General features: G+C 37.8%; 18 protein-coding genes and 2 pseudogenes. 12 read left to right on the top strand and 8 right to left on the bottom strand.

Annotation, left to right across the window (positions count from 1 at the left end; genetic code table 11):
* Positions 1-208: 208 nt before the first annotated feature.
* From C5695_RS05130 to C5695_RS05115, 4 genes are all read right to left on the bottom strand, one after another.
* Positions 209-487 carry a YqaH family protein gene (locus tag C5695_RS05130; RefSeq protein ID WP_117729758.1) on the bottom strand — a complete coding sequence of 93 codons (279 nt, stop codon included), beginning with the start codon at positions 485-487 and terminating at the stop codon, positions 209-211.
* Entirely contained in the window at positions 484-1,053 is a 570-nt protein-coding gene (locus tag C5695_RS05125; RefSeq protein ID WP_117729756.1) for a helix-turn-helix domain-containing protein, read from the bottom strand. Before C5695_RS05125 ends, C5695_RS05130 begins: the two co-directional genes overlap by 4 nt.
* 94 nt (positions 1,054-1,147) lie before the next feature.
* Positions 1,148-1,909: a phage antirepressor gene (locus tag C5695_RS05120; protein WP_117729754.1), complete on the bottom strand. Its 762-nt coding sequence runs from the start codon at positions 1,907-1,909 to the stop codon at positions 1,148-1,150.
* The gene (locus C5695_RS05115; protein ID WP_008348790.1) at positions 1,906-2,211 is read right to left on the bottom strand and encodes a hypothetical protein; all 306 of its coding nucleotides are present in this window, start codon (positions 2,209-2,211) and stop codon (positions 1,906-1,908) included. The genes C5695_RS05120 and C5695_RS05115 overlap by 4 nt, the downstream gene beginning before the upstream one ends.
* A 66-nt stretch (positions 2,212-2,277) precedes the next feature.
* On the opposite strand from C5695_RS05115, the gene C5695_RS05110 reads away from it, so the two are divergent.
* Positions 2,278-2,589: a hypothetical protein gene (locus tag C5695_RS05110; protein ID WP_117729752.1), complete on the top strand. Its 312-nt coding sequence runs from the start codon at positions 2,278-2,280 to the stop codon at positions 2,587-2,589.
* Here C5695_RS05110 and C5695_RS20385 read toward each other — a convergent pair.
* Positions 2,586-2,729, bottom strand: a complete 144-nt coding sequence (locus C5695_RS20385; RefSeq protein ID WP_187441782.1) for a hypothetical protein — start codon at positions 2,727-2,729, stop codon at positions 2,586-2,588. The two genes, C5695_RS05110 and C5695_RS20385, sit on opposite strands and share 4 nt — an antisense overlap.
* Positions 2,730-2,777: 48 nt before the next feature.
* Positions 2,778-2,987 (bottom strand): helix-turn-helix domain-containing protein, encoded by a 210-nt coding sequence (locus C5695_RS05105; protein ID WP_117729750.1) that lies wholly within the window; start codon positions 2,985-2,987, stop codon positions 2,778-2,780.
* Positions 2,988-3,166: 179 nt separating this feature from the next.
* On the opposite strand from C5695_RS05105, the gene C5695_RS05100 reads away from it, so the two are divergent.
* The 5 genes from C5695_RS05100 to C5695_RS05080 all read left to right on the top strand — a co-directional run bounded on the left by C5695_RS05100 (position 3,167) and on the right by C5695_RS05080 (position 6,844).
* The gene (locus C5695_RS05100; RefSeq protein ID WP_117729748.1) at positions 3,167-3,544 is read left to right on the top strand and encodes a helix-turn-helix domain-containing protein; all 378 of its coding nucleotides are present in this window, start codon (positions 3,167-3,169) and stop codon (positions 3,542-3,544) included.
* 56 nt (positions 3,545-3,600) lie between these two features.
* Positions 3,601-3,951, top strand: a complete 351-nt coding sequence (locus C5695_RS05095; RefSeq protein WP_117729745.1) for a helix-turn-helix domain-containing protein — start codon at positions 3,601-3,603, stop codon at positions 3,949-3,951.
* Positions 3,952-4,160: 209 nt separating this feature from the next.
* Positions 4,161-4,739, top strand: a complete 579-nt coding sequence (locus tag C5695_RS05090) for a PH domain-containing protein (protein ID WP_117729743.1) — start codon at positions 4,161-4,163, stop codon at positions 4,737-4,739.
* A 394-nt stretch (positions 4,740-5,133) separates the two neighbouring features.
* Complete coding sequence (locus C5695_RS05085) at positions 5,134-5,637, top strand: ImmA/IrrE family metallo-endopeptidase (RefSeq protein WP_117729741.1); 504 nt, start codon at positions 5,134-5,136, stop codon at positions 5,635-5,637.
* 13 nt (positions 5,638-5,650) lie between these two features.
* Entirely contained in the window at positions 5,651-6,844 is a 1,194-nt protein-coding gene (locus C5695_RS05080) for a site-specific integrase (RefSeq protein ID WP_117729739.1), read from the top strand.
* Positions 6,845-6,916: 72 nt separating this feature from the next.
* On the opposite strand, the pseudogene C5695_RS05075 reads toward C5695_RS05080, so the two are convergent.
* Positions 6,917-7,165 (bottom strand): annotated as a pseudogene (locus C5695_RS05075) (competence protein ComK); the annotation flags it as partial.
* A 289-nt stretch (positions 7,166-7,454) separates the two neighbouring features.
* Here C5695_RS05075 and C5695_RS05070 point away from each other — a divergent pair.
* On the top strand, positions 7,455-7,691 hold the full coding sequence (locus C5695_RS05070) for an IDEAL domain-containing protein (RefSeq protein WP_008348804.1): 237 nt from the start codon (positions 7,455-7,457) through the stop codon (positions 7,689-7,691).
* Between the two features lie 56 nt (positions 7,692-7,747).
* Here C5695_RS05070 and C5695_RS05065 read toward each other — a convergent pair whose 3' ends face one another.
* The gene (locus C5695_RS05065; RefSeq protein ID WP_117729735.1) at positions 7,748-8,608 is read right to left on the bottom strand and encodes an SDR family oxidoreductase; all 861 of its coding nucleotides are present in this window, start codon (positions 8,606-8,608) and stop codon (positions 7,748-7,750) included.
* 145 nt (positions 8,609-8,753) lie between these two features.
* Between C5695_RS05065 and C5695_RS05060 the strand changes: the two genes are divergently transcribed.
* From C5695_RS05060 to C5695_RS05045, 5 genes and pseudogenes are all read left to right on the top strand, one after another.
* Positions 8,754-10,286: an FAD-dependent oxidoreductase gene (locus C5695_RS05060; RefSeq protein WP_117729733.1), complete on the top strand. Its 1,533-nt coding sequence runs from the start codon at positions 8,754-8,756 to the stop codon at positions 10,284-10,286.
* Positions 10,287-10,377: 91 nt separating this feature from the next.
* Positions 10,378-10,917, top strand: a pseudogene (locus C5695_RS20905) (protoglobin family protein); the annotation flags it as partial.
* A 144-nt stretch (positions 10,918-11,061) separates the two neighbouring features.
* Positions 11,062-11,673 (top strand): methyl-accepting chemotaxis protein, encoded by a 612-nt coding sequence (locus tag C5695_RS20900; protein WP_404841197.1) that lies wholly within the window; start codon positions 11,062-11,064, stop codon positions 11,671-11,673.
* Positions 11,674-11,734: 61 nt separating this feature from the next.
* Positions 11,735-12,319: a histidine phosphatase family protein gene (locus tag C5695_RS05050; RefSeq protein ID WP_117729728.1), complete on the top strand. Its 585-nt coding sequence runs from the start codon at positions 11,735-11,737 to the stop codon at positions 12,317-12,319.
* A gap of 491 nt (positions 12,320-12,810) precedes the next feature.
* Positions 12,811-13,956, top strand: a complete 1,146-nt coding sequence (locus C5695_RS05045) for a serine alkaline protease SapB (RefSeq protein ID WP_187441350.1) — start codon at positions 12,811-12,813, stop codon at positions 13,954-13,956.
* Positions 13,957-13,977: the final 21 nt, after the last annotated feature.

The following is a 13,977-nucleotide window of genomic DNA, read 5'->3' as shown; positions in this document are numbered from 1 at the left end:
ATGTATACCTCCGTCATTGATTTTCATGTGATTTCTTGGTATACTGTCTGTACCTAATCAGAAGCAATACACCTTAAAACTCGCTGTGCCAAGCGGGTTTTTTTATTTGTCTTCATCGTCTTCATCTTCATATCCATTGCGCTCCGCTTCGTCCTTCCAGTAGTCTTTCGGATAACCAAAGCTATTAATCTGCGTTACCATCGGATGCTCAATATTCAATGGTTTCAGTCCTTTCAGTACGTGTAACAAGCTCAAGCCGTACACCACTTTTTTTCTGTAACTTCGATGCGACTTCAATTAATTTTCCTAAATTATTCATCCGCACAAGATCCTCGCTGATATTTCTAATGCTTCCAGCTAGGCTTGCAAGTTCGTCATAGTCACCATCTTTTAGCGCTTGGTGAGCAAGAAGCATAAGCTCTTCTGCGCTTTGAATCTTTACCTTTGCCACAGGAACATCTTCTTTAATGAATTGTTTCTCAATCATGCTAGTACAGCCTCCCTATCCTGTCTTTTGTGCATTGCTACCTCTGCGACAATGGCTTTTTTCGACCATTTTTCTGTTAGGTCTTGTATCTTCAAACCAAACTCCCTCGACATTGAATACATGAGCGTTTTGTTTGCCTGCGTTAGATCATAAATTTGTTTTATCGCTTGCATCGGTAGCTCATCATGCTTACCTGGTCGTGTATTGTTCAGCCATTCCGCAAGATCATTGATAGCCTTTTGTGCGTCCTTCATTTCCTGCACTAAATTGATCAAGGCCTTATGAGGACTATCATTTAAGGCGGGATCAATTGGCGCGGCTGCCATTGGATGAAGCTTGAAAATGAAATGAACAAGGTCGATATGTTCATAGGCACCGCAAATCTCAAACCAACGGATGCAAATCTCAGGGGAAATAGTGGTAAGACCATTTTCAATGTTTGAAACATACTTCTGATCCCTCCCGCCAAGTAGTTGTCCCATTGCGTATTGTGAAAGACCTATTTCCTTACGTTTCTTATGCATCCATTTGCATAAGTTGGAAACGTTGTAAGGGCTGTTCGCCATTTGTTCTCATCCTTTTCTATTCAGTTTTTGTTGTTAAAATATTAATGAAGGGACAGGCAAGGTATAGAAAACCCTGCGCTGAGCCGGTTAACGATTAAGCCGTTTCTGACGCTAGGAATTTATTAATAAAGTAAACTTGTCCTTTTCCAGTCACTTTCGGTGTGCGTGTTGTTCTAACAGAACCGTCAGGGTTGTTAACAGCTCGCTTCTTAATCTCGAACAGCCCCATATCCATACTGCGCTGTGTTGGGAGATTATATGATTCACCTTTTTTGCGGATTAAGTATCCATTCTCTCGTAACCATTCAAAGAGTTTGTTTGGTCCGATTTGCACATTATTTTGTTGAAGCAGTTTTGCTAATTCTCCTACAAGTACAGATGATTCAGACGTTTCGACTGCGTCTGCAAAAAGTGCTTTAGGCTTCATTGCTTCAATCTGCTTGGTTTGTTCTTTCATCGTTTGCAAGGTGGCTTTGAAAAAATGTTTTGTTTGTTCATCAGCCTGCGGCAGATAAGTTTGAATGAATAGATCATCGTTTGCTACATAACCGCCTGTCTTTCGGATTGTCGGGATAACTTCATGGGTGATCCATCGCTTAAATTGCTTAGCTTCGGGTTTGCGGCTTCCTAGAATTAATGTGTAAAGACCCGGTTCGTTCACGATATTTGTATTACCTTGACGCCCTATGTTCAACATAGACCGTTCATCAATATCCAGTTTTGAAACGGCTTGGGTAGCATTTTTAATCCCTAGAATCTCGCATACATCCTTTGCGACAAACCAAGGTTGTCCATCTTGAATGACTGTTCGGACTTCTTGATCCTGATAGTTGAAAATCTGTTGTACTTGATTCATGCTGTTACCTCCTGAATGTATGAGGAATTTTGTTCAATCCATCGAAACACCAGGTCTCTTGGATAACGACCACTAATTTCATTGAATTTTGGAAAGTCAGGCCTTGATGTGATTTTCCATACAGGGCTTCTTGAAGCTGAAAAGATTTCTTGTAAATGCTGGTTTGTCAGTAAAGGCGGGTACGAGTTTTTATTCATTCCGTCTTCAACGCCTTTTTCATAAGCTGCCTGAAATAACTTTTGCATTTGATCTTGAAATACGGTGGCTGTCATTTCATCAAAAGTGATAACTGTCTGTGGCATTTCGAACCTCCTATTGGATTTTTCTACCTTTCAGCCGATATTATTTCTGAAAGGTGGTGAAAACATATGGAAATCAAAGGGTTTAAAGAATTTGAAAAGCAACTCGAAAAAATGTCTAAGGCTGCTGATGATCTTCAAGGATCTAACGACGTTCCTTTAGAAGAGTTGTTGACAGATGCTTTTTTGAGAAAAAACACTAATTTTTCATCCTACAATGAATTTGAAAGTGGAGAGGTTTTCTCAAAGCATGAAAACTTAGATCAAATACCTGAAAATGAATTAGATGATTATGTTTTAAATAACACTAAATTCAGTTCATGGAGAGAAATGCTTGAAACAGCTAGTACTGAGTATGTGGCTAGAAAGCTTGGTTTTTAATCAATTTTCACATTAGGTTTAAATGATTCAATTTGACTAAGTGTTTGTTTGAGTTGTTTGATTTGGTACCCAGCCTTATCGAGCAACTCTTTCAATTCAGGTTGGTTTGTTACATGAAGACTTACATTATTTTTTTCCATGCTCATGCTCCTTTTGAAATAATCTCTGATCGCGCTCTCTGTTGCTATTTAAGCAACATTCCGAACAAAAAAATCTGTCACTTTACACTGAAGAATTTCAGCCAAGATAGGGAGTTGCTTTGCTTTAAACGCATACTCTCCTCTTTCATACTTCAAATAAGTTGATGCGTCTTTAAAACCTAAAGCAATCGCTAATTCTTGTTGAGAAAGATTTAACTCAATTCTTCTATTTCTAATCAAAACAAGATTAAATTCCAATTATCTCACCCTCTCATTTTGTTGTTGAATCAGCAACTTAATTAAGATTATATTTTGTTGAATCAGCAAAGTCAACTATTTCTGTTGTTATTTTAGCAAAATATTTTTTTCCATATTAGAAACATGGTATTATTGTGTTGCTAATACGGAAAAATCATATAAGGAATCTTGGTGATTTTATGAAAAATAAATTAGGTGAAAGAATTAAAAAACTCCGCGAAAAAAATGATTGGTCATTACGCGAATTAGAATCTAGAGTCAATATTAACTACAGTGTCTTAAGTAGAATAGAGTCAGGTAAAAGACCTGTTACTGATGGTGAATTGCTTAAATTCGCAGATATATTTGATGTTTCGATTGATTACCTAGTTGGCAGGAGTGATGATCCTGATTACAAAACCATTGATGATAATAAAATAGAGTCTGATCCTGATCTTCAAATTGCTTTCAATGCTGCTTCTGATTTTTCTGAAGAAGCTAGAAAACAAACTATAGACTTTATCAATTACATTAAAGAAAAAGAAAAGAAAAGCGGCCGCACTTTTAAAAAAAAATAAAATTAAACAAAACCATTGCAATATCCACAGATGCTTATTAGTTGAAGGGGACTGTCATGCTCTCTAAAAGAATAAAGAGTGTCAGAAAAGATAAAGGATTAACACAGGAAGAACTAGCTAAACGTCTTAATACAACAAAAGGAACTATAAGCAATTATGAGAACGGACATAGCACACCTTCAAATGTCATGCTCAAAGATTTAGCTGATGTATTGAATACAACAACTGATTTTCTTCTTGGTAGAACTGAAAATATTGCTTCGGCTCATAATGTATATGATTCTGATTTGCAAATCGCTTTCAATGAAGTTTCCAACTTTTCCAAAGAAGCTAGACAAGAAACGATTAGTTTCATCAATTACATAAAACAGAAAGAAAAGATGAAAGGTAGTAAATCGAAAGACTAAACTAATAATTAATTAATTAATATATTTCTTTATTTAGTTTTGTTTAGTTTAATTAATGCTGAAGGTTCTGCTGTAATTTTTACAGTAATACCTTCAATTGAATGACTGTTCAACTGTAAAAATTACAGTAGAGTCTACAATCATTTTTTCTCAACTGAAGGTTCTGCTGTAATTTTTACAGTAATGATTATTAGTGAGAGGTGTATAGATTGGCTTTTATTTTTAGAGATGAAAAAATTTATAATCCTGTACTGAATAAAAAGAAACGCGCTTCAAGAAATTTTATAAATCTTTTTCATAAAGCAAACGATATTTTAAATCAAACTGATGAAACTATAGCTGAAATTGTTTTATGTTCAAGTAATTTTTTGAAATATGGTGAGGTCGGTCTTTTTATTGCAACTAAAAAAAGATTGATATTTATTGATAAAAACAACTCTATTAAGTCATGGGAATACACTGATGTCTCTAATGTATCTGTTCCTACAAAGGGTTGGAGTGGTTACAAATTTTCTTTTAATGTTGCTGGCGAACATATTGAAGTGTTTGGTATTTTAGAAGGTGATCCTGCTACTTTTGTGGCTTATATAAAGAAAATGAAAGAAAACTCCTCAAAGGTAATAAAACAAACTTCAAGTGATGTAAATAAGCAAGAAAATGTTGTTGCGCCTGATGAGAATACCGATTTTACTATTGATGAGATCAGAAAGTACGCAGCACTCAAAGAAGAAGGCATTTTAACTGATGAAGAGTTCACACTAAAGAAGAAACAGCTTTTAGGAATTTGAATATAGCCCTATCTTTTGGGCTTTTATTTTAAATTCTCATAAGAACATACGTTCAAATTCTATCTTGAAATACCCTATTATTTCTAATATCATTAGATACAAATACTGGCTTCTGTGTAGGGAATATCTTTTATGATAGGAGAATGTTATTTGATTGGTTTCTTTCTACAATTTTTCTTTCTGCTTATTGGCGGAGTATTTTGGATATACCATCAATACCTATATAGGCCAGATGTAAAAGAAAGTATTGTGCTTCTCATCATAGTCATGAGCTTTACAGCAGTTTTCTTTTTTAAGGACATAGATTTAAAAAAAGCTGAATAAGCCCTTAAACACCGGGCTTTTTTTTACAGCTATAAACAGAACATATATTCTCATTTTAGGGGTGTTTTAAATGAAAGGATTATCTCATTTAGAAGAAGAAGTGAAGAAAATATACACAAAATTAAACATGCTTACACCAGAATCAATTGATATGGAACTTATGGCAGCTGCTCTAAAAATATGGCTTCATTTTGAAAGAAGGCCTAGTATTGTTTTCTGTGTGAATGGCTCTTACAGCATGGTCATTGATAAACGTTTAAACAAAAAACAACAATGGGAAGAGTTTGGACACGAGTTATGCCATGTGATAAAGCACTATGGCAACCAATTTGATATGCACAAGCTCTTTAGAGAATTGCAAGAATATCAGGCAAATAGTTTCATGTATCATTTCTGTGTTCCCTCCTTTATGCTTCAAAAATTAAACCTACCTTCTTTGCAATCTGAAGCGATAAAGCTAATTGGAGACACCTTTAATGTGACTTATTCTTTTGCTGCTGCCCGCTTAGAAATGTTTAGAAGAAAAAGCTATGCTTTTGCTTTATACGAGAATTCCTTAAAACAAATAAATTGAGGAGGATTTTAACATGGCAAGTATTCAAAAGTATGAAACAAAAAAAGGCATCCGATGGATGTATGTCATTGAAAATGGCATTGATCCAAAAACCGGTAAAAGACAGAGAATACCAAAGCGCGGTTTTTTGAGGGAAAAAGATGCAAAACAAGCTGCCGCTGAAATGGAGTATATTCTTGGTAAAGTTAAACTGGATATGAAGCACAAAATAACTTTCAAAGAGCTTTGCGACGAATGGCACTCAGTATACAAACTGTCTGGAGTTAAAAACAGCACTTTACGAACTAGGAAAAAAGAAATTAAACACCTAAATAAACACCTTGGTCATAAAAAAGTCAAAGAGATAACAGATAAGGACTACCAAAAAATGTTAGTTAAGTTAAAAGAAGCAGGAGAATTATCCAAAGGAAATATTAGCAACATACACTCTGTAGCTAAAATGGTTTTCAGGAGGGCTAGACAACAAAAAATCATTTTAGATGATCCGACGGAATTCGCTCAATTACCTAAAGACATTAAAACCGTTGAGGAGTTAGAAAACCAATCAATCGAAGATAAATACTTTGAAAAAACTGAACTCAAAACTTTTCTGGACACAGCTAATAGAGATTTTGATCATGAATATTTCACAATGTTCTTCCTTTTGGCTTGGACAGGCATGAGGGTTGGTGAATTAGCAGCTCTTAAATGGAGCGATGTGGATTTTGAAAACAACAGTATCAGTATTACAAAAACATATTTTAATGATAAGGACAATACTAAAGAATTTGAAATTTTAACTCCAAAAACAAAAGGTTCCATTAGGGTTATTGATATAGAACCAGAAGTAATTTCAGTTATAAAGAAACACAAAGCAATTCAAAATAAAATTAAAATTGCGATTAAAGATGAGTGGTTCGATGGCAACTTTATTTTTGGGAGAATGAAGAGAACAAAGTATTATGGTTATCCGCCATTCGTTAAAACGATTGAGAACCGTTTCAATTCAGTATTGAAAAAATCAGGTATTCAGAAAAAATTAACTCCTCATTCTCTCAGACACACTCACACCTCACTTCTCGCAGAAGCAGGCGTAGATCTTCACAGGATTATGGCTCGCTTAGGACATACCGAAGATAAAACAACTAGATTAGTTTATTTACACATTACCAGTGACAGAAAAAAAGAGGCTTCGAAGATGTTTGGAGACCTCATGAGAACTGTTTAAAAATGTTTCGGCATCAATACGGCATCAAAAAACAGAGAAACCGCCTATAAACCCTTATATATCAAGGGTTTGTATTTCAAATGGAGGCTTGTGGGAAATTCCTGTTACTTCATATGTTCCTGCTTTCCTGCCCGCATAACTTGAGCCGAAAAATCTACAACTTCGTTCAATAATTTGCAGGGGCTTTAATTCAACGTAAAAGCTTGTCTCTCTTTCTATTACTTTTGAATATACTTTTTTTCCTTCTTCAATCGGAAGGACCGCCATTGTTGATTGATTAATGACGTATGAATCTAAAGGTGTTTCACTAATTCCTGACACTTCATTTCCTCCTGTGTTAATTTTTGGTTATTTAAGATACTATTAATCTATCACCAACATATAAGAAACGACAGGATTTTTTCAAAATTTATTAAAAATCATCTTTTTACCGTATTTTTTAGTCTATTTGATCTATCGAAAAGTCCTTTTTAAAGGTATATCACATCCTGTCGATCGGACAAGAAGTGTCGATTTCGCTCAAAAATAAATTGTCTAAAAATTATAAATTCTTGTTGATTTTTTCTCCGCCAATCCATATACTATAAAAAAGGCATCGGGGGGATTCTTTATGAAAGAGAAAAAAACGTATGCTGAGCTCATGAAGTCCCGCAACACCCAAAAAACCGAAGAAAACGGCGTCACGATTTTAGACATCTATATTCAAATGGTTTTAGATGAAGCGCTTTATAAACAGCGTTTAACCTTCCTTAGAGAAGAGATTGATAAGGCACTGGATCAGCGTGATGAAAAGCGATTCAACGACCTGTCAGCTCAATATGCAGAACACTGCTTACATCAATCATGATGATTTTACTTGCGGCAGAGAGACAGCAACTCGTCTCTTTACCGCAAGTTTTTTGTTTACCCATTTAAAATGGTTCCACCATTCACATGCAGAATTTGTCCATTCATATAAGACGAGTCTTCGCTCGCTAAAAATAAATAACTCGGCGCAAGCTCTACTGGCTCACCTGGACGTTCCATAGGAACATCCCCACCAAATTCCGAGACTTCTTTTTCCGTAAAAGTCGATGGAATGAGGGGTGTCCAAATAGGCCCTGGTGCTACCCCATTCACTCTAATCCCTTGTTTAATGAGCGATAAAGACAATGATCTCGTAAATGTCACAACTGCCCCTTTTGTAGATGAATAGTCGATCAAAGTTTCATGCCCTTTATAGGCTGTGACAGATGCTGTATTAATGATACTGCTACCTTTCTTTAGATGAGGAAGAGCCGCTTTTGTTAAATAAAACATGGCGAAAATATTCGTTTGAAATGTCCGAAGAAGCTGATGTGAGGTAATCTGTTCAATGCTTTTTTGTGGATGCTGTTCCCCGGCGTTGTTCACTAATATATCAATGGAACCAAAAGCATCTTTTGTTTTTTTGACCACCTCGTTCGAGAACGCCTCATCTCCTAAATCACCTGCCATTAAGATGACCCGGCCTCCAGCCTTTTCAATATAGTCCTTCGTTTCCTCTGCATCGCGATGTTCACTCAAGTAAACAATGGCGACATTGGCTCCTTCCTTCGCAAATAAGACCGAGACTGCTCTTCCGATTCCACTGTCTCCACCTGTCACAATGGCTGTTTTTCCTGCTAGCTTTTTATCTGGCACCTCTCGATCAAACACAGGCCTTGGATTCATTATATATTCAAGCCCAGGACGTTCATTTTGATGCTGAGGCGGCAATGTTTTCTTCGGCTGCTTTGTTGACACGTCTGTCCACTCCTTCCTTATATCTTGTTTATTTTTATGTGTTGGCCATTTTTTTATGTATGTCGAACTTGTTTCCTTTCCAATGTATGATTTTCATCATTGTGGAAAAATTATGCATAAGAAGTCACTAACTGGAGGCGACAACATGGAGCAAGAGCATAAAGGATCGGAGCATGCAAAATCGTTATGGATAGCGGAAAGTCAGAAGCACTCTTTCTCTGCTGTACACGAGGATCTCACAGCAGATGTCATCATTGTTGGTGGTGGTATTACCGGTATCGCTACTGCGTTTGAAATGACAGAACGCGGGCTAGATGTCATCATCATTGATGCCGATCAATTGATGCAAGGGACGACCGGACACACGACAGCTAAGATCACCTCACAGCACGATGTGTACTACTATGAGCTGATTCAGCAAATTGGCATGCCCAAAGCCCGTTTATATGTAGAAGCAAATGAGAAAGCAAAAGAGCTCATTCAAGCCCGCGTCAAAGAATACGACATCGATTGTCAGCTAGAAGTCAAAGATGCGTACCTTTATACAAAGGAAGAAAACGGTGTAAAAAAATTAAAAAAGGAATTAGATGCCTACAAACAACTTGGGATTGACCGAGAATGGAAAACATCGCTTCCTTTTGATGCTGACATCAAAGCTGCCCTTGCAATGACGCAACAGGCACAGTTTCATCCCCTTCATTATTTACATGCACTAATTGATCAGCTCCTAGAGCGAGGTGTACGTTTTTTTGAACAGACTACTGCTGTTGACGTGAAAGAAGGAAACCGGCCTGCTGTCATCACAAAAAGCGGTCACCATCTGACAGGCCGTTATATCATATGCTGTTCGCACTTTCCTTTTTATGATGGGAAAGGGTTTTATTTCACGCGAATTCACCCAGAACAATCTTATGTGGTTGCAGCAAAAACAACGAAGCCGCTCCCAGATGGGATGTATTTAGGAATTGACCAGCCTGCTCATTCTTTAAGAACCGCAAAATGGCATGGTGAGGAAGTCGTGCTCATCGGAGGCGAAGGTCATAAAACTGGACAAGGCGGGGATGAATCTGCTCACTACGGAGGTCTGGAAATGTTTGGAGACGCCACCCTTGGAATTGAAGAGGTACTGTATCGCTGGTCGACACACGATATGGTCACAATGGATCAAATCCCGTACATTGGCCACTTGACGAAACACCACGAAAATATCTTTGTTGCAACCGGCTTTAGAAAATGGGGCATGACAACAAGCCACGTCGCAGCCACCCTTATCGGGGATTTAATTGAAGGAAAATCGAATCCATACGAATCCATTTTTGCGCCATCAAGACCTGTTTCTAACTCTTTCGTCAAAGATTTCGTTAAAGAAAATACAAATGTTGCTGCCAAGCTGATCAGTGGTAAATTAAAGCGAACCGATCAAACAATTGATGATTTAAAGCCAGGCGAAGGCGGCATTGTATCTTATGAAAAGAAAAAATGTGGCGCCTTTAAATCAGAGGACGGGAATATCTTTCTTGTCGATACAACGTGTACTCACTTAGGCTGTGAAGTCGCTTGGAATAATAGTGACCGCACTTGGGATTGCCCGTGTCATGGCTCCCGTTTTTCTATTACTGGTGAAGTAGTAGAAGGCCCAGCAAAGAAATCACTAGAAAGGTCATATAAAGAACAGTAAAATTTCACTGGTTTCCCTTTAAAAAATCCAAATTTATCCGATAAGAAACATAAAGTCTGATATTTGTGATGATTATGGGGGGACAAAAACATTGTTATTTAAAAAAGAGACGAAAAGAAAAAACTCTGCTTTTTTTTCACAGCAGGATGATGAGCTAAAACGAATCAACTTTTCGGACAATACAGATATCGCGAAACAAATTAAAATGATTGACCTGACGCACCATGACTTATTTATTCTGAAACAGCTCAATCCGATTGTTCAGGACGATATCACACATATCGTTGATAAATTTTATAAAAATTTAGAAGTCGAGTCTTCCTTGATGCATATCATTCAAGATAATAGTTCTGTTGAGCGTTTGAAAAAAACACTCCGCATTCATATTAGTGAAATGTTTGCAGGTGTAATTGATGAAGCTTACGTGGCAAAACGAATTAAAATTGCACAGGTTCATTTACGAATTGGTCTCCAGCCTAAATGGTATATGGCTGCATTCCAAGACCTTTTGTTATCAATTATGGATTTATTTGCTCAGCATATCCAAGAATTCAAAGAATATCAGACAGCAGTCAAAGCGACGACGAAAATCTTAAATTTAGAGCAGCAGCTTGTTCTTGATACATTCCAAAATGAATATTCTAAAATTCGGGATGAAGCAGAAGAGCAGCAGCAGGAGCTTCATATAAAAATCACAGAAACCTCAAATTCGCTTGCTTCTCTCTTCTCAAACACAACAAGTGCAGTGGACAAGCTTGTATCAAAATCTGATGAGATGGCAGACATGTCACAAGCTGGAACGCAAATTTCAGCACAGGTCGAAGAAAAATCGATCGGTGGTAAAAAAGAATTAGAAATTCAGCAAACTCAAATGAACCAAATTGATGGTAGCATGACGAAGATTGAAACGGAAATTAAGCGTTTAGAAGAAATCGCGAAACAGATTGAACAAATCTTTGGGATTGTCACAGGTATTGCAGAGCAAACGAACTTGCTATCTTTAAATGCCTCAATCGAATCTGCACGGGCAGGTGAACATGGTAAAGGCTTCGCTGTCGTAGCAAATGAAGTTCGTAAATTATCTGAGGACACAAAGAAAACGGTTTCAACTGTATCTGAACTCGTCAACAATACCAATTCACAAATCGCCATAGTGTCACAGCACATTGCCGATGTGAATTTACTTGTGACAGACAGTAAAGAAAAAATGACTCAAATCAATTCGCTCTTCGATGATATCGTAAGCAGCATGAACTTAAGCAAAAACCAAAATGGAAAAATTGAAATAGATCTTCAAACCTTCCTTAATGAATTAAAGGAAGTCAAACAAACGGTATCTCAAGTTGCCAGCTCAGTCGAATCCTTAACAAGTCTCACAAATCGCTAATCCAGTCTTTTTTCTTATGCTTTAGTATAATAGAAGAAAAGATAGAAAAGGCGGGATTTGATTGACAACAATTTGCCTAGTCAGACACGGGGAAACAGATTGGAATGCAGCGAAACGAATTCAAGGTCGTACAGATATCCCTTTAAACGACACTGGTAAATGGCAGGCTGAACAAACGGGCCTTTATTTAAAGGATGCCCATTGGGATGTGGTCATTTCCAGTCCGCTTACAAGGGCAAAAGAAACAGCACACCTAATTTTAAAACATATCAATGCCCCTCTTGTGATCATGGAAGATTTCATTGAACGTGATTATGGAGACGCTGAAGGTATGTCGTTTGAGGAACGTCAAAAGCTGTTTCCAGATAAACAGTATCCAAATATGGAACCGCTTGAAGCAATTCAAGACCGAATGGTAGAAGGAATTGAAAAAGTCCGAGCAGCCTATCCAGATCAACAAGTTCTCATCGTGGCGCACGGCGCTGCCATCCATGCTTTACTCGCTACGCTAGCGGATAAACATCTAGATCTAGAGAACACGAGACTTGTCAATGCATGCTTAAATTATGTGGAATGGAAAGATGGTGAATGGAAAGTCCTTGATTACAACGTGGTCAGCCATTTAACTCAATCTTCCCCATCTTAAAGAACCTGTTATGTGAACAGGTTATCAAATTTCTGACAAAGGGCTAAAATGATCTTTATTTTAGCCCTTTGTCTTCTTTTTAGCGTGAAAGAAAACCTTCGCAGTCTAGGAAGGACGAGCACTGAAGCGGAGACCTGACAAACACAATGATAAAATAATATTTTTTTATATCGAAATTCGAAATAGATGCTAGACGTTTCTACCTATTTTAAAGCTTTTCGGGTATCGAATATTTGCCCGAAAATGAATCATAAGAAAAAAAGCACCCTTCCTTTTTAATAGATAACCGCTCAAATGAGAGAATAAACATATTTTACTATCATTTCCAAGTGACTTAATTCCCCAATTTTCGCTAGGACTTTCACAAAAATTCGGGTCTACTCTTATTTGCCTACTTCCATTAAACTGAATATACAGAATAATCAAACAGATCATTCTTATAGACTACGGATGATTATTCTGAAATAAGAAAAAAGGGATGTGGAATGTGCGTGAAAAAGAAAAATGTGATGACAAGTGTTTTATTGGCTGTCCCTCTACTGTTTTCAGCTGGGTTTGGAGGCTCTATGGCGAATGCTGAGACGGTCTCAAAGTCAGATAGTGAAAAGAGCTATATTGTTGGCTTTAAAGCTTCTGCCACCACAAACAGCTCTAAAAAACAAGCGGTGACTCAAAATGGTGGAAAACTTGAAAAACAATACCGCCTCATTAATGCCGCCCAAGTAAAAATGTCCGAACAAGCCGCCAAAAAACTTGAACATGACCCTAGCATTGCTTACGTAGAAGAAGACCACAAAGCAGAAGCATATGCACAAACCGTCCCTTACGGAATCCCTCAAATCAAAGCTCCAGCTGTACACGCTCAAGGTTATAAAGGTGCTAATGTCAAAGTAGCTGTCCTTGATACTGGAATCCACGCTGCACACCCTGACTTAAATGTTGCAGGCGGTGCCAGCTTCGTCCCTTCAGAGCCAAATGCCACCCAAGATTTTCAATCACACGGAACTCACGTAGCCGGAACTATTGCTGCCCTTGATAACACAATTGGTGTCCTTGGGGTCGCTCCAAGAGCTTCCCTATATGCTGTTAAAGTATTAGACCGCTATGGCGACGGACAATACAGCTGGATCATTAGCGGTATTGAATGGGCTGTAGCCAATAACATGGATGTCATCAACATGAGCTTAGGCGGGCCAAACGGTTCAACAGCACTTAAAAATGCCGTTGATACAGCGAATAACCGTGGAGTCGTTGTTGTGGCGGCCGCAGGTAACTCAGGTTCCACAGGCTCTACAAGTACAGTTGGCTATCCAGCAAAATATGATTCTACCATTGCCGTTGCGAATGTGAACAGCAGCAATGTGAGAAACTCGTCTTCCAGCGCAGGCCCTGAATTAGATGTTTCTGCACCTGGTACTTCAATTTTAAGTACAGTACCAAGTAGTGGATACACCTCTTATACTGGAACGTCTATGGCATCTCCTCATGTAGCAGGAGCAGCAGCGCTTATCCTTTCTAAGTATCCGAATCTATCAACTTCTCAGGTTCGCCAGCGCTTAGAAAACACGGCAACACCGCTTGGTAACTCCTTCTATTACGGAAAAGGATTAATCAACGTTCAAGCGGCTTCTAACTAAACAAGTGTGAAAAAAATCCGG

The sequence above is a fragment of the Bacillus pumilus genome, assembly GCF_003431975.1.
GTDB lineage: Bacteria > Bacillota > Bacilli > Bacillales > Bacillaceae > Bacillus > Bacillus pumilus_N.
This window is presented reverse-complemented; position numbering and strand designations above follow the sequence as displayed.